Annotated in this window: 23 protein-coding genes and 1 tRNA gene; 10 read left to right on the forward strand and 14 right to left on the reverse strand. The window is 59.6% G+C overall.

The genetic code is table 11. From position 1 onward, the window contains the following. Positions 1-117 precede the first annotated feature (117 nt). Positions 118-219 carry a hypothetical protein gene (locus tag CWM61_RS30235; RefSeq protein ID WP_227509589.1) on the reverse strand — a complete coding sequence of 34 codons (102 nt, stop codon included), beginning with the start codon at positions 217-219 and terminating at the stop codon, positions 118-120. A 117-nt stretch (positions 220-336) separates the two neighbouring features. Between CWM61_RS30235 and CWM61_RS23315 the strand changes: the two genes are divergently transcribed. Together CWM61_RS23315 and CWM61_RS23320 are read left to right on the forward strand one after the other, a co-directional pair. Continuing rightward, positions 337-510, forward strand: coding sequence for a general stress protein (locus tag CWM61_RS23315; protein ID WP_065801247.1), 174 nt, complete (start codon positions 337-339; stop codon positions 508-510). Between the two features lie 162 nt (positions 511-672). Continuing rightward, entirely contained in the window at positions 673-1,611 is a 939-nt protein-coding gene (locus tag CWM61_RS23320) for a DMT family transporter (RefSeq protein WP_100632010.1), read from the forward strand. A gap of 202 nt (positions 1,612-1,813) precedes the next feature. Here the strand turns inward: CWM61_RS23320 and rutG are convergent, their stop codons facing one another. The 7 genes from rutG to rutA are packed head-to-tail and all read right to left on the reverse strand — an operon-like array spanning position 1,814 to position 7,236. After that, entirely contained in the window at positions 1,814-3,136 is a 1,323-nt protein-coding gene (rutG, locus tag CWM61_RS23325) for a pyrimidine utilization transport protein G (RefSeq protein WP_074386360.1), read from the reverse strand. Positions 3,137-3,157: 21 nt separating this feature from the next. Further along, positions 3,158-3,652, reverse strand: a complete 495-nt coding sequence (gene rutF / locus CWM61_RS23330) for an NADH-dependent FMN reductase RutF (protein WP_012968592.1) — start codon at positions 3,650-3,652, stop codon at positions 3,158-3,160. A gap of 10 nt (positions 3,653-3,662) precedes the next feature. Beyond that, positions 3,663-4,253 (reverse strand): malonic semialdehyde reductase, encoded by a 591-nt coding sequence (locus tag CWM61_RS23335; protein ID WP_002898814.1) that lies wholly within the window; start codon positions 4,251-4,253, stop codon positions 3,663-3,665. Further along, on the reverse strand, positions 4,253-5,053 hold the full coding sequence (rutD, locus tag CWM61_RS23340; RefSeq protein WP_100632011.1) for a pyrimidine utilization protein D: 801 nt from the start codon (positions 5,051-5,053) through the stop codon (positions 4,253-4,255). Before rutD ends, CWM61_RS23335 begins: the two co-directional genes overlap by 1 nt. After that, positions 5,050-5,442, reverse strand: a complete 393-nt coding sequence (gene rutC / locus CWM61_RS23345; protein ID WP_004204505.1) for a pyrimidine utilization protein C — start codon at positions 5,440-5,442, stop codon at positions 5,050-5,052. Before rutC ends, rutD begins: the two co-directional genes overlap by 4 nt. Next, positions 5,435-6,145: a pyrimidine utilization protein B gene (gene rutB, locus CWM61_RS23350; protein WP_008805941.1), complete on the reverse strand. Its 711-nt coding sequence runs from the start codon at positions 6,143-6,145 to the stop codon at positions 5,435-5,437. The genes rutC and rutB overlap by 8 nt, the downstream gene beginning before the upstream one ends. Then, entirely contained in the window at positions 6,145-7,236 is a 1,092-nt protein-coding gene (gene rutA / locus CWM61_RS23355; RefSeq protein WP_004204507.1) for a pyrimidine utilization protein A, read from the reverse strand. The genes rutB and rutA overlap by 1 nt, the downstream gene beginning before the upstream one ends. Positions 7,237-7,521: 285 nt before the next feature. Here rutA and rutR point away from each other — a divergent pair, with 285 nt between their 5' ends. After that, positions 7,522-8,160, forward strand: coding sequence for an HTH-type transcriptional regulator RutR (gene rutR / locus CWM61_RS23360; RefSeq protein WP_047666343.1), 639 nt, complete (start codon positions 7,522-7,524; stop codon positions 8,158-8,160). Here the strand turns inward: rutR and CWM61_RS23365 are convergent. Both CWM61_RS23365 and putA read right to left on the reverse strand, forming a co-directional pair. Continuing rightward, positions 8,157-8,552 carry a lysozyme inhibitor LprI family protein gene (locus tag CWM61_RS23365; RefSeq protein ID WP_074386357.1) on the reverse strand — a complete coding sequence of 132 codons (396 nt, stop codon included), beginning with the start codon at positions 8,550-8,552 and terminating at the stop codon, positions 8,157-8,159. The genes rutR and CWM61_RS23365 overlap by 4 nt on opposite strands. A 318-nt stretch (positions 8,553-8,870) precedes the next feature. Continuing rightward, the gene (gene putA, locus CWM61_RS23370; protein ID WP_074386356.1) at positions 8,871-12,833 is read right to left on the reverse strand and encodes a trifunctional transcriptional regulator/proline dehydrogenase/L-glutamate gamma-semialdehyde dehydrogenase; all 3,963 of its coding nucleotides are present in this window, start codon (positions 12,831-12,833) and stop codon (positions 8,871-8,873) included. Between the two features lie 421 nt (positions 12,834-13,254). On the opposite strand from putA, the gene putP reads away from it, so the two are divergent. Both putP and CWM61_RS23380 read left to right on the forward strand, forming a co-directional pair. Beyond that, complete coding sequence (gene putP, locus CWM61_RS23375; protein WP_100632012.1) at positions 13,255-14,763, forward strand: sodium/proline symporter PutP; 1,509 nt, start codon at positions 13,255-13,257, stop codon at positions 14,761-14,763. Between the two features lie 134 nt (positions 14,764-14,897). After that, positions 14,898-15,332 carry a DUF3574 domain-containing protein gene (locus CWM61_RS23380; protein WP_100632013.1) on the forward strand — a complete coding sequence of 145 codons (435 nt, stop codon included), beginning with the start codon at positions 14,898-14,900 and terminating at the stop codon, positions 15,330-15,332. 31 nt (positions 15,333-15,363) lie between these two features. On the opposite strand, the gene CWM61_RS23385 is transcribed toward CWM61_RS23380, so the two are convergent. Beyond that, the gene (locus tag CWM61_RS23385; RefSeq protein ID WP_016946978.1) at positions 15,364-16,548 is read right to left on the reverse strand and encodes a NupC/NupG family nucleoside CNT transporter; all 1,185 of its coding nucleotides are present in this window, start codon (positions 16,546-16,548) and stop codon (positions 15,364-15,366) included. A gap of 270 nt (positions 16,549-16,818) precedes the next feature. On the opposite strand from CWM61_RS23385, the gene efeU reads away from it, so the two are divergent. The 4 genes from efeU (at position 16,819) to phoH (ending at position 21,409) form a co-directional block, all read left to right on the forward strand. Further along, positions 16,819-17,649, forward strand: coding sequence for an iron uptake transporter permease EfeU (gene efeU, locus CWM61_RS23390; RefSeq protein WP_008805948.1), 831 nt, complete (start codon positions 16,819-16,821; stop codon positions 17,647-17,649). 51 nt (positions 17,650-17,700) lie between these two features. Next, a complete protein-coding gene (gene efeO / locus CWM61_RS23395) occupies positions 17,701-18,828 on the forward strand; it encodes an iron uptake system protein EfeO (RefSeq protein WP_008805949.1) in 1,128 nt (375 codons plus the stop codon). 4 nt (positions 18,829-18,832) lie between these two features. Beyond that, positions 18,833-20,116 carry an iron uptake transporter deferrochelatase/peroxidase subunit gene (efeB, locus tag CWM61_RS23400; RefSeq protein WP_074386354.1) on the forward strand — a complete coding sequence of 428 codons (1,284 nt, stop codon included), beginning with the start codon at positions 18,833-18,835 and terminating at the stop codon, positions 20,114-20,116. A gap of 504 nt (positions 20,117-20,620) precedes the next feature. Then, positions 20,621-21,409, forward strand: coding sequence for a phosphate starvation-inducible protein PhoH (gene phoH / locus CWM61_RS23405; protein WP_002898923.1), 789 nt, complete (start codon positions 20,621-20,623; stop codon positions 21,407-21,409). A 710-nt stretch (positions 21,410-22,119) separates the two neighbouring features. Here phoH and CWM61_RS23410 read toward each other — a convergent pair. The 3 genes from CWM61_RS23410 to CWM61_RS23420 form a co-directional block, all read right to left on the reverse strand. Further along, positions 22,120-22,207: transfer RNA gene (locus tag CWM61_RS23410), tRNA-Ser, on the reverse strand. 145 nt (positions 22,208-22,352) lie between these two features. Continuing rightward, positions 22,353-23,030 (reverse strand): isochorismatase family protein, encoded by a 678-nt coding sequence (locus CWM61_RS23415; RefSeq protein ID WP_002898927.1) that lies wholly within the window; start codon positions 23,028-23,030, stop codon positions 22,353-22,355. 18 nt (positions 23,031-23,048) lie between these two features. After that, the gene (locus CWM61_RS23420; protein WP_061155105.1) at positions 23,049-23,909 is read right to left on the reverse strand and encodes a pirin family protein; all 861 of its coding nucleotides are present in this window, start codon (positions 23,907-23,909) and stop codon (positions 23,049-23,051) included. A 114-nt stretch (positions 23,910-24,023) separates the two neighbouring features. Here CWM61_RS23420 and CWM61_RS23425 point away from each other — a divergent pair, with 114 nt between their 5' ends. Further along, positions 24,024-24,929, forward strand: coding sequence for a LysR family transcriptional regulator (locus CWM61_RS23425; protein ID WP_048265383.1), 906 nt, complete (start codon positions 24,024-24,026; stop codon positions 24,927-24,929). Positions 24,930-25,059 lie beyond the last annotated feature (130 nt).

Raw genomic sequence — 25,059 nt, forward strand, 5'->3', positions numbered from 1 at the left:
TGATTTATAACAAAATGACAAAGCGTTATTTACTTTTCCTTGCACAGCGCGGCCTGAACAGGAGAGAAGAGGGGGCGTTGCGCCTGCCATTTTGGCCGGTGCGGCAAGGGTGTAGCATCAGGATACATTTTTGCCGACTATTTTTTCTCCGCCAGCAGAGTCGGTTAGGACCCGTTCACGCCGCGAGGGGACTTTTTTCGCCCGGGTTTGTTTCTGGATATTTCATTTGTCGCCGTCAGCAGCTGTCATTCACTAACCTTATAGATACGCGGTAAGACAGCGGCATCGCCGCTCCCGCGTAATGCACTATGATGTCTAACCTAATGGAGGTCAGTAATGGCAAACCATCGTGGCGGTTCTGGCAACTTTGCTGAAGACCGTGAAAGAGCATCAGAAGCAGGACGTAAAGGTGGCCAGCATAGCGGGGGGAATTTTAAAAATGACCCTCAGCGCGCCTCAGAGGCTGGCAAAAAAGGGGGTAAAAACAGTCATGGTAGTCGTGACAGTTAACGCGCGACTCGCACTGTTCTCTTTGATGCGGTGTTAATCTCCCCCACCCAACCGCATCGCCCTCGCCGCCGGCATCTGCCGGCGGTTTTTTTATCTGTCGGTGGTTGCGCTCCCGCCGGGCGGATTGCACACTGGTCGCCCGTTAATCGTCATGGCTGTCTTATGTCTTCGTTAAAATTCTCCATTACCCGCCAGGAAGCGCTCCTTATCATGATCACCATGTTCTGGGGAGGGACGTTCCTTGCCGTGCAGTATGCGGTAAGCCTCAGCGGGCCGCTGTTTTTTGTCGGTCTGCGTTTCGCGACCGCCGCGCTGGCGGTGGGCCTGCTCTCGCTGCGCACCCTGCGCGGTCTGACGTGGCTGGAGGTGAAAGCGGGGGTGGCGATTGGCGTGGCGATTGCGCTGGGGTATGGCCTGCAGACCTGGGGACTGCAGTCGATCTCCAGCAGTAAGTCTGCGTTTATCACGGCGATGTATGTGCCGCTGGTGCCGCTGTTGCAGTGGCTGTGCCTGGGCCGTATGCCGGGGGTAATGTCCTGCGTGGGGATTGTGCTGGCCTTTATCGGTTTGATCTTATTGGCCGGGCCGGAAAATAATCTGCTGGCGCTTGGCGTGGGGGAGATGATTACTCTGGCGAGCGCGCTGGCGATCGCCGCGGAGATTATCCTTATCAGCGCCTGGGCCGGGAAAGTTGATGTCCGCCGGGTGACGGTCGTGCAGCTGGCGACCGCGTCGCTGGTGGCTTTCGCCGCCATGAAGCCGGCCGGTGAGGCGGTTCCGCCGTTGACGCCGGCCCTGCTCGGCGTCGCGTTGGGGCTGGGGATTTTCAGCGCGATCATTCAGGTGACCATGAACTGGGCGCAGCGCAGCGTCTCGCCGACGCGGGCCACCCTTATCTATACTGGTGAACCGGTATGGGCCGGTATTTTTGGCCGGCTGGCCGGTGAGCGTCTGCCGCTGCTGGCCCTGCTCGGCTGCGTCTTGATCCTCGCAGGGGTGCTGGTGAGCGAGCTGAAGTGGAAGCGCAAGTCGCCGTCGCAGGTTTCCACAAACGACGATGCGCAGCCGCTCCCGGACCTGGCCGATCGCCGCGAGCCATAATTTTACGCTTCTGACCCGACAGCGGCGCTTATCCTGGCCCGGCTCTGATTGTCTCCAGGCCCGTGCAAGCGCAGCGCCGCCGGGCGGTCAGGCTCCGTACCTGCGGCGGTGCCGGATGGCGGCATAAATGCCTTATCCGGCCTACAGGCTCACACCACCCAGGCCCATACCGCTCCCTGCGCCAACGCCGCGCTAATGTGGCTTACACCGGCGTTACCCTGGCCTCCTTCGCTTCCCGCGTTCCGCGATGAAGCAGCGCGTGCAGCAGGATCGCCCCGAAGGTGGCCGTGCCAATCCCGCCCAGCGTAAAGCCGCCCACCGACAGCGCGAAATCCCCTGCGCCCAGCACCAGGGTCACCGACACCATGATCAGATTGCTGTTCTGGCTGAGGTCGACGCGGTTTTGCACCCAGATCCGCGCCCCGGCGACGGCAATTAAGCCAAACACCACGATCGAGGCGCCGCCGATCACCGGCCCGGGAATGGTGTGGATTAATGCGCCAAACTTCGGTGAGAAGCCCAGCAGCATCGCGATCAGCGCCGCGGCGACAAAGACCAACGTCGAATAGACCTTGGTCACCGCCATGACGCCAATGTTCTCCGCATAGGTCGTGACCCCGCTGCCGCCCACCGAGCCGGAGAGCATGGTCGCCAGCCCGTCGCCGACGAAGGCGCGCCCCATGTACGGGTCCATATTGCGCCCGGTCATCCCGGCGACGGCCTTCAGGTGCCCCAGGTTCTCAGCCACCAGGATCACGGCGACGGGCGCAATCAACATCATCGCCTGACCGTTAAAGGATGGGGTGGTAAAGTGCGGCAGCCCGAACCACTCCGCCTGGGCGAGGGAGGAAAAGTCCAGCGGTTTGCCAAGGCCAAAACCGTTAGCCAGCAGGGCGTACAGTGCGCAGGCGACGATCAGGCCGACCAGGATCAGCAGACGCTGCAGCATCCCGCGGGTAAATACCGCGACTATGCCGATGCAGAGCACGGTTAACACCGCCATCCAGCTGTCGAAGGCGCTGGCGGACACGCTGCGCACGGCAATCGGCGCCAGGTTCAGGCCGATTGCCATCACCACCGCGCCGGTCACCACCGGCGGCATCAGGCGCTCGATCCAGCGGGTGCCGATCTTCATCACTACCAGACCAATCAGGGTGTAAACCAGCCCGCAGGCGATGATCCCACCAAGGGCGACGCTCAGATGAGGGTTCAGCCCCTGGCCGTTAAAGCCGGTAATGGCGATCACCACCCCGACAAAAGCGGCGCTGGAGCCGAGATAGCTCGGCACCCGTCCGCCGGTGACGACAAAGAACAGCAGGGTGCCGACGCCCGACATCAGAATCGACAGGTTGGGGTCGAGCCCCATCAACAACGGCATCAGCACCGTCGCGCCGAACATCGCAACGGCGTGCTGCACGCCCATCACCAGCGTTTGTCCGGCCGACAAGCGTTCATCGGGGGCGACAACGCCGGACTCAGCGGCGGGGGAGGTCAACTTCCAGCGAGGAAAATCGAAGAGTGCCATGATGATATCCCGGGTTAAAGGTTAACAAGCGGGTCGCATAAGCGTGTGATAACCGCGGTCAAACCACATCAGTCCCCGGGGTTCCGGGTGACGGGTAATGGCCACGACGTGACAAAACAGGATGTCGTGCGTGCCGACGCTGACGCGCTGGTCGATACGGCAGTCAAAGCTGACCAGCGCCGCCTCCAGCCGCGGACAGCCGGTGGCGCCAGTCTGCCAGTCGGCGGCGGCAAAACGCTCGTCCATTGCCGTTTTACCGCCAAACAGCGTCGACAGGGCCTCCTGTCCGGCCGCCAGGGTATTGACGCACAGCGTGTGGTGTTCGCTGAACACCGGCCACACCGAGGCCGAGCGGTTCAGGCAGACCAGCAGGGTCGGCGGCGTGTCGGTAACGCTGCAGACCGCGCTGGCGGTGAACCCCGCCCGGCCCGCCGGGCCATCGGTGGTAATAATGTTAACCGCGGCGCCGACGTGGGCCATGGCGTCACGAAAACTCGCTTTGTCCGCTAACTCCATCGCCAACTCCTTATGCCAGCAGGCAGGCTTCATCAAAGGACAGACGCGGCAGGCGACCATACAGCTTGCCGGGGTCGCCATAGCCGATATTTACCAGCAGGTTGCTTTTCCAGCCGTTGTCGGCGAAAAACGCCGCGTCGACTTTTTCCCGGTCAAAACCGGACATCGGCCCGGTGTCGAGGCCCAGCGCGCGGCAGGCGAAAATCAGGTACGCCGCCTGCAGCGAGCTGTTGCGAAACGCGGTCTCTTCCGCCAGCTGCGGGCTGGAGGTAAACCAGCTGCGGGCGTCACCGTGGGGAAACAGGGTCGGCAGCCGGTCGTAGAAGGCGCTATCCCATGCCACGATGGCGGTCACCGGCGCCTGCATGGTTTTCTGCAGATTGCCGCTGGAGAGCGTTGGGCGGAGCTTCTCTTTGCCTTCCGCGCTACGGACGAACACGATGCGCGCCGGCGAACAGTTGGCGGAGGTAGGCCCCATTTTCATCAGGTCCCAGACGGCCTGCAGTTGCGCGTCGCTCACCGGCTTATCCAGCCAGCCGTTGTGGGTCCGGGCCTGGGTAAACAGCGTCTCGCAGGCCGTGTGGTTTATCGCGTCGTTCATTAGATCTCCCTGGCGACCGGCAGCATAGCGGCCAGCCCGTCGCATAAAATGGTATTAAACGTATCGGCGTCGGTGACGTTACAGGCATGGCCGCCCCACGGCATCTCCACATGCTGGCTGCCGGGGATCGCCGCCTGCAGCACGCGGGAGCAGGAGGCCGGGACCAGCAGGTCGTCAGCGGCGCTGACAATCAGCGTCGGACAGGCAATGGCCGCCGCACGGCGTGAAAAATCAGCCTGCTTCAGGGCCTGCAGTCGCTTCAGCAGATTATCCTTGCCCTGAAAATGACTGATGGCAAGCGCATCTTCCGCTTCGAGGCGCGGCAGGCGCGCGGCCATCCATTCCGCCGGGTAGAGAAACAGCGGTTGCGCTTCAACCCACGCCTGCGCGCCGCCGGCATGCAGCAGACGCTCGCGCACCAGGAAGCAGCGGCGGGTATGCGGCGACAGCGTCAGCCAGCCGTTGACCAGCACCAGGGCGCTCACCGCCTCGGGGCGATCGAGCGCCAGCTGCAGGCCAATCAACGCCCCCAGGGCGTGGCCCACCAGCGCAAAGCGGGTGATCCCCGCCGCCTGCAGGGCGCTGAACAGCTCCCCGGCCATCGTCACCATGCTGTAGTCGGCGGGCAGCGGGCCGGCGTTTTCCCCGGTCCCGTTATGGTCATAACTCACCAACTGATACTGTGCCTCCAGCGCCGCGCGCTGCGCCAGCCAGTAGCCGCCGCCCCCGCCAAGGCCGGCGCTGAGGACCACCACCGGCGCGCCGGGCCATGGGGCTGGAGCAATATTGAGCCTCATCATGTCGGGGTGCCGATATGGGCGACGCTGGCGATTTCCACCAGCGCATCAGGCTTCACCAGCCCGCACTGAATGCAGAAGCGCGCCGGTTTATCGCCGGGGAAGAACTCGGCGTAGACCTCGTTAATCGCGGCGTAATTTGTCCAGTCGGTGATAAAGATGCTGTTGAAAGTCACATCCGCCATACTCCCGCCCGCCGTTTCGATAACGCTCTTGATGGTCTCCAGCACGTGGCGGGTTTGCGCCTTTGGGTCGCCGATGTGCACCACATTGTTTTGCTTATCAAACGGCAGGGTGCCCGAGACGTAGACCACCCCGTCGGCGAGCGTCCCCGGAACAAAGGGGGCAATCGGCGTGGTGGTGCCTGGCGGAATAATCACCTGTTTAGGCATAACGTTTCTCCTTGGCTAAAGACAGCGGGGTGGCGGGGGACAGCGCGTGGCAGAAACTCTCGACGTCGCTGACCCAGCCGAAAAAGGTTTCAATATTGAACAGCGCCGCCTGCTGGGCGAAGGCCGGCCCGGCCTGATGGGTGGCATCCTCCAGCACGATGCCGAAGTATTCGAGAAAGAAGCCATCGCGCAGCGTCGATTCGACGCAGACGTTGGTGGCGATCCCGGTGAACACCAGGTGGCGTATGCCGCGGCTGCGCAAAATGCTGTCGAGCGGGGTGTTAAAGAAGCCGCTGTAACGCGGTTTCGGCAACACGATGTCGCCTTCCTGCGGCGTCAGCTCGTCCACCAGCTGATAATCCCAGCCGCCTTTCGCCAGCAGCTTGCCCTGCAGCTCCGGACGCTGGCGCATCGTTTTCAGCGCGTTGGACTTGTGATAGTTCGGCGAGCCCGGGCCGCCAGCTTCAACATACTGGTCATCCCAGCCATTCTGGAACCAGATAATCAGCATACCCGCGGCGCGGGCGGCGGCGACGGCGGTATTAATATTGTCGATAACCGGCCGGGTGGCGGAGACGTCAAAGCCTGCGAGATCCAGATAACCGCCCTGGCTGGCGTAGGCGTTCTGCATATCGACCACAATCAGCGCGCTCTGCTGCGGCGCGAAGGTCAGGGATTCCGGGCGAGCGGGAAGGGTAATCATCAGGCCACCTCACGGGTAACAGGAGCAATGTGGTCCCGGCAGCGCATCAGCGGCTGAATGCGTTCGCCAAAGGCGTCGATGCCGGCAAGAAAATCATCAAAGGTCAGCAGCACGCCGTCGGTACCGGGCACGCTCGCCACTTCATCGAGCATCCGCGCGACGCTGGCATACGATCCGACAAGGGTGCCCATGTTAATGTTGACCGCCGAGGTGGGGTCGGCCATCTGGCGCACGTTGGTATCGCTGCCGGAGCGGGTGTCTTTCTGACTCTGCTCGGTGAGCCACGCCAGCGCTTCTTCATCGGCGCCCGCTTTGTAATGTTCCCATTTGGCGCGCGCCGCCTCGTCGGTTTCGTCGGCGATCACCATAAACAGCACATAGGACCCCACATCGCGGCCGGTTTTTTCCGCCGCCTGCATCATGCGCGCGGCGGTCGGGGCAAAGGCCGTTGGCGTATTGACTCCTTTGCCAAAGCAGAAGTTGTAGTCCGCGTGCTGAGCGGAGAAGGCCATACCGGCATCGCTCTGCCCGGCGCAGATCACCTTCATCGGCTGCGAAGGGCGCGGGCTGACCCGGCAGTCGTTCATGGTGAAGTAATCACCTTTGAAATCGCTGCGCCCGGTGCCCCACAGGTCACGGAGCACCTGAACGTATTCGGTGAGATAGTCATAGCGGCTGGCGAAATAGTCATCTCCCGGCCACATGCCCATCTGGTCATATTCCGGTTTTTGCCAGCCGGTCACCAGATTGACGCCAAACCGACCGCCGGAGATGGAGTCGATAGTGGAGGCCATCCTGGCGACAATCGCTGGCGGCAGCGTCAGGGTGGCGGCGGTGGCGTAGATCTGGATCTTCGAGGTCACCGCCGCCAGGCCGGCCATCAGGGTGAAGGACTCCAGGTTGTGATCCCAGAACTCGGTTTTCCCGCCGAAGCCGCGCAGCTTGATCATGGAGAGCGCGAAGTCGAAATGGTAGTGCTCGGCTTTCTGCACGATAGCCTTATTCAGTTCGAAGGTCGGCATATACTGCGGGGCATGAGTAGAGATCAGCCAGCCGTTGTTGCCAATGGGAACGAAAACACCAATTTTCATACCTACCTCTCTGCAGTCATGGAAGATGAAGTTGCGGTGGTGCGGCATCCTGCCTCTCCCTGGACCACCTTGCAGAAGAGCTAAAGCAAACGCGATGCCAGTTTTATAAATGCCAATGTTATTAATGTGTTACTTTTGAGTTGCTAAAAAGGACGATAAAAAAGTGGACTGGATGGTCAAAATCAGTGCACGAAAAAACGGCAGTCATGCGCAATCAGGGTGCACGGGGTCGTGTCGGCGCAGGGCTTTTGCTATGCTGGTGGCGTCAACTGAAGGAGAGGATGCATGACACAAGGCGCGGTGAAGAAAAACGGCAAACGTTCACAAGCGGTAAGCGCCAAAAAGGAGGCCATCCTGGCCGCCGCGCTGGAGGCATTTTCGCAATTTGGTATTCACGGTACGCGACTGGAGCAAGTGGCTGAGCGCGCCGGGGTATCGAAAACCAATCTGCTCTATTACTACCCTTCGAAAGAGGCGCTGTATGTGGCTGTCCTGCAGCAGATCCTCGCCATCTGGCTGGCGCCGCTGAAGGCGTTTCGTGAGGATATCAGCCCGCTGGTGGCGATCCGCGAATATATTCGCCTGAAGCTGGAGGTGTCCCGCGATCATCCCCAGGCCTCGAAGCTTTTCTGCCTCGAGATGCTGCAGGGGGCGCCGCTGCTGATGGGCGAACTGACCGGGGACCTGAAAGCGCTGGTCGATGAGAAATCGGCGATTGTCTCCGGCTGGATCGACCGTGGCAAGCTGGCGCCGGTCGATCCGCAGCATTTAATCTTTATGATCTGGGCCACCACCCAGCATTACGCCGACTTCGCTACCCAGGTGGAGGCGGTCACCGGCGCCACGCTGCAGGACGCGGCCTTTTTTGAACAAACGGTCGATAATGTCCAGCGGATGATTATCGAAGGCATTCGCGTCCGTTAATTGGCCGGTGGCAGTGGGCAGCTTTGATCGCCATCCTCGCACTGCAGTAGCGAGGAGAGGAATGACTCCCGCTCCACGCTCTTATCGGTCATGCACTGGCTTACCAGCATCGGCTGCATGCTGCCGCCTTCGGCGCCGGACGCGAGGAAGGCGCAATCGGCGTCGCGCAGGGCGATCCATGCCTGCTGCGCCTGCTTCAGTAATGTCTGTTGTTTACCCACCGCGCGCTGCAGGGCCTGCTGCCAGGTGTCATTCAGTTTTTTGTCGGCCGCCTGAAACTGCGCGGCCGCGCACTGATTCATTTCGGTTTGGGTATTGGCGTTGCTGCACTCGTCTGCCAGCGCCGCGCCGCTGGCCAGCAGGGCCATCACGGCAAATAACGTGCGTTTCATTGTTCTGCTCCCATAAAAAAGGCTCCCGTCCGGGAGCCTTAATTAAACACAGCTGACGTCGGCTGTCATTAGCTGATCACTGCGCCGATTTCCCGGATGGCGGCGCACAGCGCCTTATCCGGGCTACCTCGTTGTATTGTTATGTTGTCGGGTGGCGCTACGCTTACCCGACCTACAATACTGGCCGCCCCCCGTGCCATGAGACAGGTAGCCCCGGTAAGCGCAGCGCCACCGGGGATGATCACAGCGCCTTATCCGGGCTACCCTTTGGCGGTGGTAGGTAGCCCCGGTAAGCGTAGCGCCACCGGGGAGCCTGTTTTAGCCGATGGTCATCAGGCTGGCGTTACCGCCTGCCGCCGCGGTGTTAACGCTCAGCGAACGCTCGATATACAGCCGCTCCAGCAGCAGGTTGGTTTCGCCGCGGGCGAAGCCCTGCACCGAGACTATCGCCCCGTCGCGTGCCGCCACCTGCTCGCACAGCTCGCGCAGCTGGTCGGAATCGCCGTGGTAGATAACCGCGTCGAAGGCCTGGCCAGGTAACTGCTCCGCTTTGGCAAAGCGAATTCGCTCGCTGACGTCCCGCGGCAGCTTCTTCGCCAAATCGCGCTGCAGGGCGCTGTCCGGCCACAGTACTTCACAACCCACCGCCAACGCGGCCGCCAGCTGGATCAGCGCATCCTGCTCGTTATCCGCGACGCACAGCACACGGTCGCGCGGCATCAGCGTCAGGGTATTGCGCTCGCCGGTTGGCCCAGGCAGCAGGCGTTGGGTACCGCTTTGCGCCTGCTCGCTGTACTGCTGGCACAGCGCCTGTAGCTCAGGACGGCCCGCCGCCCACTGCTGCAGCGCCAGGAGTGGTTTTTCCAGCAGCGTTTTCAGCTGGGCGTCCAGCGGGCGCTCCGCATCCTGGCGGGAGAAGGTCACGCCAACCGCGCCTTGTGGACGGCTGGAGAGCAGACGGTACAGGTACAGCGGACCGCCGGCTTTCGGACCGGTACCGGACAACCCTTCGCCGCCGAACGGCTGCACGCCGACCACGGCGCCAACCATATTGCGGTTGACGTACAGGTTGCCCACCTTCGCACTGCCGGTGACCTGGGCGATGGTCTCGTCGATGCGGGTATGCACGCCGAGGGTCAGGCCATAGCCAGAGGCGTTAATCTGCTCGACCAGTTTGTCCAGCTCGTTACGGTTATAGCGCACCACGTGCAGTACCGGGCCGAAGACCTCTTTTTTCAGCTCGTCGAAGCTATCGAGTTCGATAAGCGTCGGCGGCACGAAGGTCCCGTGGCGCCATTCGCTTGCGTCTTCGCTATTCTCGCGCACCGCCTGGTAGACGGTGCGTCCTTTGGCGCGCATCGCCTGAATATGGCGTTCAATATTCTCTTTCGCTTCCGCATCGATAACCGGGCCGATGTCGGTGGTCAGCCGGCCCGGGTTACCCATCCGGCACTCGCTCATGGCGCCGCGCAGCATGGTCAAGGTATGGTCGGCGACCTCTTCCTGCAGGCAGAGGACGCGCAAGGCGGAGCAGCGCTGGCCGGCGCTGTCGAACGCGGAAGCCAGGACGTCGATCACCACCTGCTCGGTCAGCGCCGACGAGTCGACGATCATCGCGTTCATCCCGCCGGTTTCGGCGATCAGCGGTGTCGGGCGACCCTGGGGATCGAGGCGGCTGGCAATATTGCGCTGCAGCAGCGTCGCCACTTCGGTGGAGCCGGTGAACATCACGCCGCGTACGCGCTCATCGGAGGTTAGCGCGGCGCCCACGGTCTCCCCGCGGCCCGGCAGCAGTTGAATAACGCCTGGCGGCACGCCGGCCTCCAGCAGAATCGCCACGCCCTGGGCGGCGATAAGCGGCGTCTGCTCTGCCGGTTTCGCCAGCACGCTATTGCCGGCCGCCAGCGCGGCGGCAATCTGGCCGGTGAAGATCGCCAGCGGGAAGTTCCACGGGCTGATACAGACCACCGGGCCCAGCGGGCGGTGGGTTTCATTATCGAAATCGTCGCGCACCTGGCCGGCGTAATAGTGCAGGAAGTCGACGGCTTCGCGCACTTCAGCGATGGCGTTGCTGAAGGTTTTACCCGCTTCGCGCACCAGGATCCCCATCAGGGTCGGCATCTGGCTTTCCATCAGCACCGCGGCGCGCTCAAGAATGGCGGCGCGCTCCTGCGGCGGGGTGGCGAACCAGATCGGCGCATTGTTGATAGCGCTGGTCAGCGCCTGCTGGACTTCGGCGTCGCTGGCTTCGCGGACGTAGCCGACGATATCTTTCGGTTCTGCCGGATTAACCACCGGCTGCATTTCGCCTTCGGCCACCGGCTGCTCCAGCATCGGCAATGCCTGCCATTTATGCAGCGCGCTGTTGAGCAGGGAAGAGGAGAGGGAGGCCAGACGGTGCTCGTTCGCCAGATCGAGACCGGCGGAGTTGCTCCGGCCGCTGCCGTAGAGATCGCGCGGCAGCGGGATTTTCGGATGCGGCAGGCCGGCCTGGCCTTCCTGCTGCGCCAGTTTTTCTACCGCGCTGACCGGGTCGGCCACCAGCTCGTCCAGCGGCAGGGTATTGTCCGCGATACGGTTGACGAAGGAGGTATTGGCGCCGTTTTCCAGCAGACGGCGCACCAGATACGCCAGCAGCGTTTCGTGGGTGCCCACCGGGGCGTAGATCCGGCACGGACGGTTCAGTTTGCCGTCGGCGACTTTGCCTACCACCTGCTCGTACAGCGGTTCGCCCATACCGTGCAGGCACTGGAATTCATACTGACCCGGGTAGTAGTTCTGGCCCGCCAGCTGGTAGATAGCCGCCAGGGTATGGGCGTTGTGGGTGGCGAACTGCGGGTAAATCAGGTTCGGCACCGCCAGCAGTTTTTTCGCGCAGGCGAGGTAGGAGACGTCGGTATAAACCTTGCGGGTGTAAACCGGATAGCCTTCGAGGCCTTCCATCTGCGCGCGTTTGATTTCGCTATCCCAGTAGGCGCCTTTCACCAGACGGATCATCAGGCGACGACGGCTGCGGGTCGCGAGGTCGATCAGGGCATCGATGACGAACGGACAGCGCTTCTGGTAGGCCTGGATCACGAAGCCGATGCCGTTCCAGCCGGCCAGCTCCGGTTCGAAACAGAGTTTTTCCAGCAGATCGAGGGAGATCTCCAGGCGATCGGCCTCTTCGGCGTCGATATTGATGCCGATATCGTACTGGCGCGCCAGCAGGGTCAGCGATTTCAGACGCGGGTAAAGCTCTTCCATCACCCGGTCATACTGCGCGCGGCTGTAGCGCGGATGCAGCGCGGAGAGTTTAATCGAGATGCCCGGGCCTTCATAAATGCCGCGGCCGTTGGAGGCTTTGCCGATGGCGTGGATCGCCTGCTGATAAGAGACCATATAGGCCTGGGCATCGGCGGCGGTGAGCGCCGCTTCGCCGAGCATATCGTAGGAATAGCGGAACCCTTTTTCTTCCAGCTTGCGGGCGTTAGCCAGCGCTTCGGCGATGGTTTCGCCAGTAACGAACTGCTCGCCCATCAGGCGCATCGCCATATCGACGCCTTTGCGGATCAGGGGTTCGCCGCTCTTGCCGATGATGCGGTTCAGCGAGCGGGAGAGGCTGGTCTCGTTATGGGTCGACACCAGTTTGCCGGTAAACAGCAGCCCCCAGGTGGCGGCGTTGACGAACAGCGACGGGCTGCGGCCGATATGCGACTGCCAGTTGCCATTGCTGATTTTGTCGCGGATCAGCGCATCGCGGGTGGCTTTATCCGGAATACGCAGCAGGGCTTCCGCCAGGCACATCAGCGCCACCCCTTCCTGTGAAGAAAGGGAGAACTCCTGCAGCAGACTCTGCACCATGCCGGCGCGGCCGCTGGCGGTTTTCTGGTTGCGCAGTTTTTCCGCCAACTGATACGCCAGCTTGTGTGCCTGTTCGCCCAGCGGCTGCGGCAGACGGGCCTGCTCCAGCAGCATCGGTACCGCGTCGGTTTCCGGACGTCGCCAGGCGGCGGTGATCGCTGCGCGGCTCACCGACTGCGGCAGGATCTGCTCGGCAAATTCGAGGAACGGCTGATACGGTTCTTCCGCCGGGGAACCTGCTTCATCGCTTTCATTGGCGGCGCCGGAGAGCAGGGCCGGCAGCTCAGGCAGCGTCTCGTCGTTCTCCAGTTTTTCCAGATAATTGAAGATGGCCTGTTTAATCAGCCAGTGCGGCGTGCGGTCAATACGGCTCGCGGCGGACTTAATGCGCTCGCGGGTGGCGTCGTCAAGCTTAACACCCATGGTGGTGGTGCCCATGCTCAGAACTCCTGTCATTTATCGTTAGGCTTATGCGGTTGCATGGAAATATCCACCATGTTGCAACTTTGTGCAACCTTGTTAATTGTGGCTTGTGACGCAAGCCGTGAAATGGCGGATTTGTTAAAAATAATACTCAAAATAGCAGAATTTTAACCCCGGCCTCATAGGGTATTTGTATGCGTGAGTTAACACTTTTTTTTGGTGCAACCTTTAAAAACGTGAGAGAGTGCAACCTCTAAAAAAATGACGTTTTGCGCTGCCGGGTTTTCGTGTAAATGCTGTGTTAAATCATTTGTGAAAAACCGAAGCTTCCGTCAGGATACGGTCGCCCAATTAAACAACGCACCATTACCCCGTTCCGGTAGTGGAAAAAACGACAAAGCGGGACGCTGTCGATAAAAAATTCTGGAGACTTTGCATGGCTATTAGCACACCGATGCTGGTGACATTTATTGTTTATATTTTTGGTATGGTTTTAATCGGGTTTATTGCCTGGCGTTCGACCAAAAACTTCGATGATTATATTCTCGGCGGGCGGAGTCTGGGGCCATTTGTGACCGCGCTTTCCGCGGGGGCGTCGGATATGAGCGGCTGGCTGCTGATGGGACTGCCGGGAGCGATTTTCCTCTCCGGGATTTCCGAAAGCTGGATCGCCATTGGTTTAACGCTGGGGGCGTGGATTAACTGGAAGCTGGTGGCCGGTCGCCTGCGCGTGCATACCGAGGTGAATAATAACGCCCTGACGCTGCCCGATTATTTTACCGGCCGTTTTGAAGATAAAAGCCGGGTGCTGAGAATTATTTCGGCGTTGGTTATTCTGCTGTTCTTTACCATCTATTGCGCCTCGGGAATTGTGGCGGGGGCGCGTCTGTTTGAAAGCACCTTCGGTATGAGTTATGAAACCGCACTGTGGGCCGGGGCGGCGGCGACGATTATCTATACCTTCGTCGGCGGCTTCCTCGCCGTCAGCTGGACCGATACCGTGCAGGCCAGCCTGATGATTTTTGCCCTGATCCTCACCCCGGTGATCGTGATTATTTCCGTCGGCGGCTTTGGTGATTCGCTGGAAGTCATTAAACAAAAGAGCATCGAAAATATCGACATGCTCAAGGGGCTGAACTTCGTGGCGATTATTTCGCTGATGGGCTGGGGGCTGGGCTATTTCGGCCAGCCGCATATTCTGGCGCGCTTTATGGCGGCGGATTCGCACCACAGTATCGTTCACGCACGTCGCATCAGTATGACCTGGATGATCCTGTGCCTGGCGGGCGCAGTGGCCGTTGGCTTCTTTGGGATTGCCTACTTCAATAACAACCCGAGCCTGGCGGGCGCGGTTAACCAGAACGCTGAGCGCGTGTTTATCGAACTGGCGCAAATCCTGTTTAATCCGTGGATTGCCGGGATCCTGCTGTCGGCGATTCTGGCGGCGGTGATGTCCACCCTGAGCTGTCAGCTGCTGGTCTGCTCCAGCGCGATTACTGAAGATCTGTATAAAGCGTTCCTGCGCAAAAACGCCGGCCAGAAAGAGCTGGTGTGGGTGGGGCGTATGATGGTGCTGGTGGTTGCCCTGGTGGCGATTGCCCTGGCGGCCAATCCGGAAAACCGCGTACTGGGACTGGTGAGCTACGCCTGGGCTGGCTTCGGCGCCGCCTTTGGTCCGGTGGTGCTGTTCTCGGTGATGTGGTCACGCATGACCCGTAACGGCGCGCTGGCCGGGATGGTGATTGGCGCCCTGACCGTGATCGTCTGGAAGCAGTTTGGCTGGCTGGGCCTGTATGAAATTATTCCGGGCTTTATCTTCGGTAGCCTGGGGATCGCGGTCTTTAGCCTGCTGGATAAAGCGCCGTCGGCCAGCATGCAGCAGCGCTTCGCCGAAGCGGATGCCCACTACCATACGCCGCCGCCGGTACGCGCCACGGCTGAGTAAGGTCATCTGACGCTCACGAGCCCGCCGCTGGCGGGCTTTTTTTTGCCTGTTGCCGGGTCCGAATATTATAACCCTTGCTAATTATTTGAAAATCCGCTGATATTTCCTGACTAATAACAATGAGGATAGCAAAGATGACGTTCAGACAGGGTGCAATGGCGCTGGTGCTGGCAGGGTTACTCAGCGGCTGCGTGGCGGGCGGAAGTTCGTCGACCCGCGCGGCGAAGCCCGGTGCCTGCCCGGCGGATCGGTCCATGGTGCAAACCACGCTTTACTTCGGCCTGAGCCGCCCGGTGGGGAAAGACATCACCGCTGAAGAGTGGCAACAGTTTGTCGACCGCGACGTCACGCCGCGCTTTCGCGATGGGCTGACGGTGTTTGATGCCCGTGGCCAGTGGCTGGGCCAGAATGGTCAGGTGGTGCGGGAGCAGAGTAAGGCGCTGATGGTGATCCATGGCAACGATGCGCAGAGCGAGGCAGGCATTGAAGCCCTGCGCCAGGGCTATAAATCACGCTTCGCGCAGGAGTCGGTGATGCGTGTCGACCAGCCGGTCTGCGTCCAGTTCTGAGTAAACGGCGGGGGCAGCCCCGCCGTTTGTCTTACAGGACCAGCCCGGCGAAGCTGGCGGAAAGCAGGCTCACCAGCGTGGCGCTATACACCAGCCGCAGGCCGAAGCGGGAGACGATATTGCCCTGAGGTTCATTCAGGCCTTTGATCGCCCCGGCGATAATGCCGATCGAGGCAAAGTTGGCAAACGACACCAGGAAGACCGACAGAATGCCGAGCCCGCGCGGCGTCATGCTGGCGGCAATCTTTTGCAGCTCAATCATCGCCACAAATTCGTTAGCGACCAGTTTGGTGGCCATAATGCTGCCGGCGTTCAGCGCATCGCTCAGCGGGATGCCGATAAGCCAGGCCAGCGGATAAAAGACATAGCCGAGGATCTGCTGGAAGCTGAGACCAAACAGGGTAGCGAACAGCGCGTTAATGGCGCTGATCAGGGCGATAAAGCCGATCAGCATCGCCAGAATAATCATCGCCACTTTAAAGCCGGCCAGAATATATTCCCCGAGCATTTCAAAGAAACTCTGCGATTCGTGTAGCTTCTCGAGTTTTATTTCCTGCTCGCTGCCCGGCCGCGTCGGGTTAATCACCGACAGCACGATAAAGGTACTGAACATATTCAGGATCAGCGCTGCGACGACATATTTGGCGTCCAGCATGGTCATATAGGCGCCGACGATCGACAGTGACACGGTCGACATGGCCGTCGCCGCCATGGTGAACAGTCGGCGTGAGGAGAGGTCGCCCAGTACGCCCTTGTAGGCGATGAAATTCTCCGACTGGCCGAGGATCAGCGAGCTGACGGCGTTGAAAGATTCCAGCTTACCCATGCCGTTTACCTTCGACAGCAGGGTACCGATGACACGAATGAAAATCGGCAGGATCCGCCAGTGCTGAAGAATACCAATCAGCGCGGAAATAAACACAATCGGACACAGGACGCCAAGGAAAATAAAGGCTAACCCTTTTTCGCTCATGCCGCCAAAGACGAAATTGGTCCCTTCAGCGGCAAAGCCTAACAGTGAAGCAAAAAAGCCGGAGATGTTTTTCACCAGCCACAGGCCGCTTTCTGCGTGCAGGAAAAAGAAGGCGAGCGCTATTTCGATAATAATCAACTGGAGAATGTAACGAATACGAATTTTTTGTCTGTCGTAGCTGACAAGCCAGGCCAGGGCGAGGATCACCACCAGCGCCAGCAGGAAATGAAAAAATGCAGTCATGTTGTTCTTTTCGCAGGTCAATAAGGCCGCCATTTAGCCATAGCCGCTGCCACGGGTAAATATCTGGCGTAAAAAATCCTTTGCTTATTCTTTTCCCTCATAACAGGCGAATATTTTCGTAAGTCATTATTTGCCAGCGATTTATTTACAGATAGTCATCATTCTCTAAACATTTCGCTTGTGTTTCTGAGTATTGTAATGATAATCACTATCATAAATATTACCTGTTTTTGCATTCGTTGACGGTGCTTTACATTTAAGGGTATTGGCATGTTTGTCCCATTTCTCATTATGTTACGCGAAGGCCTTGAGGCGGCGCTGATTGTCAGCCTGATCGCCAGCTATCTGAAACGCACCCAGCGGGGAAACTGGATTGGCGTGATGTGGATTGGCGTGATCCTCGCGGCGGCGCTGTGTCTTGGCTTAGGAATTTTTATCAACGAAACCACCGGGGAATTTCCTCAGCGCGAACAGGAGTTGTTCGAGGGGATCGTCGCGGTCATCGCGGTGGTGATCCTGACGTGGATGGTCTTCTGGATGCGCAATGTCTCGCGCAACGTTAAACAGCAGCTGGAGCAGGCCGTGGACAAGGCGCTGCAGCGCGGCAATCACCACGGCTGGGCGCTGGTGATGATGGTCTTTTTCGCCGTTGCCCGTGAGGGGCTGGAGTCGGTCTTCTTTCTGCTGGCGGCATTCCAGCAGGATGTCGGCATCTGGCCGCCGCTGGGTGCGCTGCTGGGTCTGGCCACGGCAATCGTGCTGGGCTTCCTGCTCTACTGGGGCGGTATCCGCCTTAACCTCGGCGTGTTCTTCAAATGGACCAGCCTGTTTATTCTGCTGGTGGCCGCTGGTCTGGCTGCCGGGGCGATCCGCGCCTTCCACGAGGCTGGCCTGTGGAACCTGTTCCAGGATACCGCCTTCGATCTGAGCAACGTGCTGTCGACGCATACGCTGTTCGGCACGTTACTTGAAGGGATCTTCGGCTACCAGGAGACCCCGAGCGTTAGCGAAGTGGCGGTCTATCTGCTTTATCTGATCCCGGCGCTGGTGCTGTTTGCCCTGCCGCCGCGGAATAATACCACTGCCTCGCGGGCTGCCTGACCGGGCGCTGCGAGCTTATAAGCGACACTCTACTTACCGAAAGGGATGATCATGATGATTCATTTTCGCCGTAATGCGCTGCGGGCGACCGTGGCCGCGCTGCTCAGCTCTGCATTGGGTGCTCAGGCTGCGGATATCCCGCAGGTCAAAGTCACCGTCAACGACAAGCAGTGCGAGCCGATGCAGGTGACCGTTAAAGCGGGTAAAACCCAGTTTATTATTCAGAACCATAGCCAGAAAGCGCTGGAGTGGGAAATTCTGAAAGGGGTCATGGTGGTGGAAGAGCGTGAGAACATCGCGCCGGGCTTTACCCAAAAGCTCACCGCTAACCTGCAGCCAGGCGAATATGATATGACCTGCGGCCTGCTCACCAACCCGAAAGGGAAACTGATTGTCACCGGCGAAGCAACCAAAGACGCGGCGAAAGCGGATGCGGTGCTGAGCCTCGGCGACGCGATCACCGCTTACAAAGCCTATGTGACGGCGGAAACCGCGCAGCTGGTCAGCGGCACCAAAGCCTTTACCGACGCGGTGAAAGCGGGCGACATCGAAAAAGCGAAAGCGCTGTACGCCCCGACGCGCCAGCATTACGAGCGCATCGAGCCGATTGCCGAGCTGTTCTCTGATCTTGACGGCAGCATCGACGCCCGCGAAGACGACTTCGAGAAAAAAGCGGAAGATCCGAAATTCACCGGTTTCCACCGTCTGGAAAAAGCGCTGTTTGGCGATAACAGCGTCAAGGGCATGGAAAAATATGCCGATCAGCTGAACAGCGATGTGCTGGAGCTGCAAAAGCGTATCAGCGAGCTGGCATTCCCGCCGTCAAAAGTGGTGGGCGGGGCGGCCGGATTAATTGAGGAAGTCGCGGCCAGCAAGATCAGCGGCGAAGAAGATCGTTACAGCCACACCGACCTGTGGGACTTCCAGGCCAACATTGACGGCGCACAGAAAATTGTCGACCTGCTGCGCCCGCAGCTGCAAAAAGAGAACAGCGCGCTGCTGGCGAAAGTGGACGCCAACTTTAAGAAAGTGGACAGCATCCTCAGCAAATATCGCACCAAAGACGGTTTCGAGACCTACGATAAGCTGACCACCGCTGACCGTAATGCGCTGAAAGGGCCGATCACCACTCTGGCGGAAGATCTGGCTCAGCTGCGCGGGATCCTGGGTCTGGACTAAGTCGATGGCACAACAGAAACCCCACGACGTGAACGAGCCGTCACGTCGTCGCTTACTGAAAGGGATCGGCGCGCTTGGCGGCGCGCTGGCCATCACCGGCGGCTGCCCGGTGGCGCATGCGGCAAAAGCGGAAAGTTCCCCCGGGACGCTGGCACCCGACGCCCGTCAGGAAAAGCAGCCCTTCTACGGCCCGCATCAGGCGGGCATCCTGACGCCGCAGCAGGCCTCGATGATGCTGGTGGCGTTCGATGTGCTGGCGGCCGATAAAGCCGACCTCGAGCGCCTGTTTCGACTGCTGACCCAGCGTATCGCCTTTTTAACCCAGGGCGGCCCGGCGCCGGACACGCCTAATCCGCGGCTGCCGCCGATGGATTCCGGCATCTTAGGGGCGTGGATTGCACCGGATAACCTGACCATGACCGTCTCGGTTGGCCATTCGCTGTTTGATGAGCGTTTTGGCCTGGCGGATAAAGCGCCGAAAAAACTGCAGCCGATGACCCGCTTCCCCAACGATTCGCTGGATGCCGCCCTGTGTCATGGCGACCTGCTGCTGCAGATCTGCGCCAATACTCAGGATACGGTGATCCACGCCCTGCGCGATGTCATCAAACATACGCCGGATCTGCTGAGCGTGCGCTGGAAGCGGGAAGGGTTTATCTCCGACAGCGCGGCGCGCAGTAAAGGCAAAGAGACTCCCATCAATCTGTTGGGTTTTAAAGATGGTACTGCTAACCCGCCGAGCCATGACAGCGCGCTGATGGATAAAGTCGTGTGGGTGACAGCCGATCAGGACGAGCCGGCCTGGACCGTGGGCGGCAGCTATCAGGCGGCGCGCATCATCCAGTTTCACGTCGAGTTTTGGGACCGGACGCCGCTGAAAGAGCAGCAGACGATCTTTGGCCGCGACAAGCACAGCGGTGCGCCGCTGGGGATGAAAAACGAACACGATACCCCGGATTACAGCAACGATCCTGGCGGGGAGACGATCGCGCTGGATAGTCATATTCGTCTGGCCAATCCTCGCACGCCGGAAACCCAGTCCAGCCTGATGATGCGCCGTGGCTACAGCTATTCGCTGGGCGTCACTAACGCCGGGCAACTGGATATGGGACTGTTGTTCGTTTGCTATCAGCACGATCTGGAAAAGGGTTTTCTGACGGTGCAGAAACGGCTTAACGGCGAGGCGCTGGAGGAGTACGTCAAACCCATCGGCGGGGGCTACTTCTTTGTTTTACCCGGCGTGGTGGATGATAAGCACTATCTGGCACAGTCGCTGCTGCAGGCCTGATACCGACCCTGTCCGTGAGGGCAGGGCGTTTTCTGCTGTTTTTCTCTTTTTTATTATATTTCCTGCCATGTGTTATATTTCTGTAATACAAATGACCGATAGTTTCCTACACTTGCTTAAGAACTATTTGTTGCGTCATTGTGAAAAATAAGTTGCATTAAGAATCTTTTTTGATGTACTTATTACATACGCGGTAGTTCCCGGCAGTGTGACGTTTCACTATGGAGATCGCGAATGGTAAGGTCCCGTACCGGACAACGTAAAACCACAGACCGTACTCTTCAGCACGGAAGCCCCGCTTCCGGCAGCGATTTTCTTACCCTTTCTCCTTCCGCTTCAAATTATTACAACCTTGGCAGGGTACGCGGTGCGCGTAGCCGCGACTCGTTGTCAGTTCTACCGGCAAGCAATGGCTTACAAGGAAGCCAAACCTCAATCGTTCGTGCGCATAGTCGCGTCGATGTTGACGCGTGTGATGTAAACCTACAACGCAAGGTGCTATCCATGGGAAGACAAAAAGCAGTGATCAAAGCTCGTCGTGAAGCAAAACGTGTGCTGAGACGGGATTCACGTAGCCATAAACAACGTGAAGAAGAATCGGTCACATCGCTTGTGCAAATGAGTGGCGTAGAAGCAATTGGCATGGCGCGGGACAGCCGTGATACTTCCCCAATTGAGGCGCGCAATGAAGCTCAGGCGCATTATTTGAATGCCATCGACAATAAACAGCTGATTTTCGCCACCGGTGAAGCCGGATGCGGCAAGACCTGGATCAGTGCGGCGAAGGCAGCTGAAGCTCTGATCCATAAGGATGTGGACAGAATTATTGTTACCCGTCCCGTTCTGCAGGCCGACGAAGATCTCGGCTTCTTACCGGGAGATATCGCCGAGAAGTTCGCGCCCTATTTCCGACCGGTTTACGACGTGCTGGTGAAAAGGTTGGGGGCTTCCTTTATGCAGTACTGCCTGCGTCCGGAAATCGGCAAGGTGGAAATCGCGCCGTTCGCCTATATGCGCGGACGTACCTTTGAAAATGCGGTGGTGATTCTGGACGAGGCCCAGAACGTGACCGCAGCGCAAATGAAGATGTTTTTGACCCGCCTCGGGGAGAACGTGACGGTCATCGTCAATGGCGATATCACCCAGTGCGACTTGCCCTCTGGTGTGAGATCTGGCCTGAGCGATGCGCTGGCGCGTTTTGAGGAAGACGAGATGATCGGCATCGTGCGTTTCACCACCGATGACTGCGTGCGCTCGGCCCTCTGCCAGCGGACGCTGAAAGCCTATTATTAATCGTCATACTGTGAGCAAGGCCCGGGCTAGCCCGGGCTTTGTTGTTTTTGGGCATCCTCCCGGCGGCGCTGCGCTTAGCCGGGCTACCTGGCGGGTACGGTCTGGTAGCCCGGGAGAGGCATTGATGCCGACCCCGGGGATGTCTGCGGTGCCACATGCGAAAAAAGCCCGTAATTTCGTACAGGCTCTCATCTTGAATATGGCGGTGAGGGGGGGAATGACTCGCTTCCCGGCGGTACTGCGCGTGGCCGGACTACCTGGCGGGTAGGGTCTGGTAGCCCGGGAGAGGCATTGATGCCGACCCCGGGGATGTCTGCGGTGCCACATGCGAAAAGAGCCCGTACTTGCGTACAGGCTCTCATCTCGAATATGGCGGTGAGGGGGGGATTGACTCGCTTCCCGGCGGTACTGCGCGTGGCCGGACTACCTGGCGGGTAGGGTCTGGTAGCCCGGGAGAGGCATTGATGCCGACCCCGGGGATGTCTGCGGTGCCACATGCGAAAAGAGCCCGTACTTGCGTACAGGCTCTCATCTCGAATATGGCGGTGAGGGGGGGATTGACTCGCTTCCCGGCGGTACTGCGCGTGGCCGGACTACCTGGCGGGTACGGTCTGGTAGCCCGGGAGAGGCATTGATGCCGACCCCGGGGATGTCTGCGGTGCCACATGCGAAAAGAGCCCGTACTTGCGTACAGGCTCTCATCTCGAATATGGCGGTGAGGGGGGGATTCGAACCCCCGATACGTTGCCGTATACACACTTTCCAGGCGTGCTCCTTCAGCCACTCGGACACCTCACCATATTGTCTTGCTGCTCACCTTGGGTGGGCAACGGGGCGCTACTATAGGGAGTTGCGTTAAAACGGTCAAGCATATTTTCTTCTTTCTCTACCGTTCGCTCACGCAATGAACAACACCCCGCTGCGGTACAGCGGGGCGGGGTTTTTAGCGCTGAGAATCCAGCTGTTCGTTATTCTTCACCACGTCCTGCGCTTTGCTGTAGCTTTCGATCAGCAGCTGGTAGGCCGGGAAGACTTTGGTGTACACCTCCGCCCATTCTGCGGCGTCCGGGCGATTCCAGGTGCGCTGCAGCTCAGAGGCGACGGCAGCGGTATCCATCGGCACTACGCCAGCCTGTACCACGCGAGCCAGGGTGATTTCCTGCGCCATTTTGCTGTAGGTGCCGGAAGCGTCAATCACGGCAAACACTTTATAACCGTCGGCGACAGCGGCGATAGCCGGGAAGGCCATGCAAACGCTGGTAATGGTTCCGGCGATAATCAGCGTCTTACGACCTGTCGCTTTCACCGCGGCGACGAATTCCGGGTTATCCCAGGCGTTAATCTCGCCTTTACGGGCGATGTATTTCGCATGCGGCGCATTTTCATGAATCTCCGGGATCAGCGGACCGTTCGGCCCCTGCGGCACGGAGGCGGTCGTGATCACCGGGATCCCGGCAAGCGACGCCATCTTGGCCAGCGCGGCGGCACGAGCGCGCAGCTCTGGCATTGGCATATCGCCGACGGTCTGGAACAGGCCGCTCTGGTGGTCAATCAACAGCATTGCGGTATCGTTAACATCAATCACCGGACGAGCGCCGTTAAAGTTAGCGGGAGTAGACATAGTATTCACCTCAATCAGTTAGATTTGGCCAAAGCGGCCGCTGTTAAAATCGCGAACGGCTTCTGCGATCTGCGTTTTGTTATTCATGACAAAGGGGCCATAGCCCACAATCGGCTCCTGCAGCGGTTCACCAGCCATCAGCAGAACTTTTGCCTGGGCGGTCGCCTCCAGATGCAGGGCGTCTCCTGTCTGGCTCAGGACGGCCAACTGACCTTCGCGGGCGGACTCGGAACCGTTGATGATCACTTCCCCTTCCAGCACCACCAGCGCGGTACTCCAGCCTTCCGGCTGGCGCAGCGTGAGGTCGTGCCCCTGATTCAGCTGCAGATCCCACACATTAAGCGGTGAGAAGGTATGGGCCGGGCCGCTGACGTCGTCATACTGGCCGGCAATAACCCGAACTTGTCCGGCGCCATTCGCCAGCGCGACGCTGGGGATCGTCCCGGCGGTAATGCTCTGATAGCCGGGGGCCGTCATTTTGTCTTTGGCGGGCAGGTTGACCCACAGCTGGATCATCTTCAGCTCGCCGCCGCTGCGGGTGAAGGCTTCCGAGTGGAACTCTTCGTGCAGGATCCCGGCGCCCGCCGTCATCCACTGCACGTCGCCCGGGCCAATCACTCCGCCGCGTCCGGTGGAGTCACGATGCTCTACTTCACCGGCGTAGACGATGGTGACGGTTTCGAATCCACGATGCGGATGCTCACCGACGCCGCGTTTATCGCTGCCTGCCGGAAAGGTGTACGGCCCGGCATAGTCGAGCAGTAAGAAGGGGCTCAGCTGCTGGCCGTGCGTCTGATAAGAAAACATCGAACGAACCGGGAAGCCGTCACCTACCCAATGCTGCGCAGGCGCGGTGTAGACTCCTGTAATCTGTTTCATGGCTTTCTCCTGTGTATCGGTATCTGATATGAATAAGCTTATATCCGGGACGACGTGTGCGGTAGTGAGCATAAATGACCTATACTGTTCCAAAAATGGAACAATGGAGGAAGGATGCAGGATCTCAATGACTTCGCCTGGTTTGTCCAGGTGGTAGACCATGGCGGTTTCGCCGCGGCGGGGCGAGCGCTTGACCAGCCGAAATCCAAGCTCAGCCGCCGCATTGCGCAACTCGAGGAGCGGCTGGGCGTGCGTTTGATTCAGCGAACCACCCGTCAGTTCGCGGTCACCGAGGTCGGGCAGACCTTTTATCAGCATTGCAAAGCGATGCTGATAGAGGCCGAGGCGGCGCAGCAGGCGGTCGAGACGCTGCGCGCCGAGCCGCGCGGTAGCGTCAGGATCACCTGTCCGGTCACCTTGCTGCATGTCCATATTGGACCGATGCTGGCGCGATTTATGGCGCGCTATCCCGGGGTAACGCTGCATCTTGAAGCGACCAACCGCCGGGTGGATGTGGTCGGGGAGGGGATTGATGTGGCGATCCGCGTCCGTCCCCGGCCCATCGAGGACAGCGATCTGGTGATGCGCGTGCTGGCGGACCGCGGGCACCGGCTGGTGGCCAGTCCGGAGCTGATTTCCCGACTCGGGCGCCCGCAGGCGCCCTCTGAACTGAGTGCCTGGCCGGGGCTCAGCCTGGGGGCGAACAAGCATCAGCATAAATGGCAGCTCACCGGGCCTGAGGGAGCGAGAGCGGAAGTGTATTTCACGCCGCGAATGGTGACCACCGATATGCTGGCGCTGCGCGAGGCGGCGATGGCGGGCGTCGGCGTGGTGCAGCTTCCTTTATTAATGGTGCGCGATCAGCTGGCGTCAGGAGAATTAGAGGTGGTACTGGATGAGTGGCAGCCGCGGCGGGAAGTGATCCATGCGGTATTTGCCTCACGGCGCGGGCTGCTGCCCTCCGTCAGGGCGCTGGTGGACTACCTCAGCGAAGAGTATCAGCGGATGGAGGAGGATTGATGGGTAGGCAGAGGTTTTTTGTCGGAACTCATATGTGAAAAGCGTCCGTACTTTTTCACGCACTCTTCGCAATCGCGTAGGGGCGTGAAAGATTGCTCACTGTGTGAGTCGTTTGCCGCTTGAGAGCGTT

Source organism: Klebsiella sp. K-Nf6 (assembly GCF_002806655.1).
GTDB lineage: Bacteria > Pseudomonadota > Gammaproteobacteria > Enterobacterales > Enterobacteriaceae > Klebsiella > Klebsiella variicola.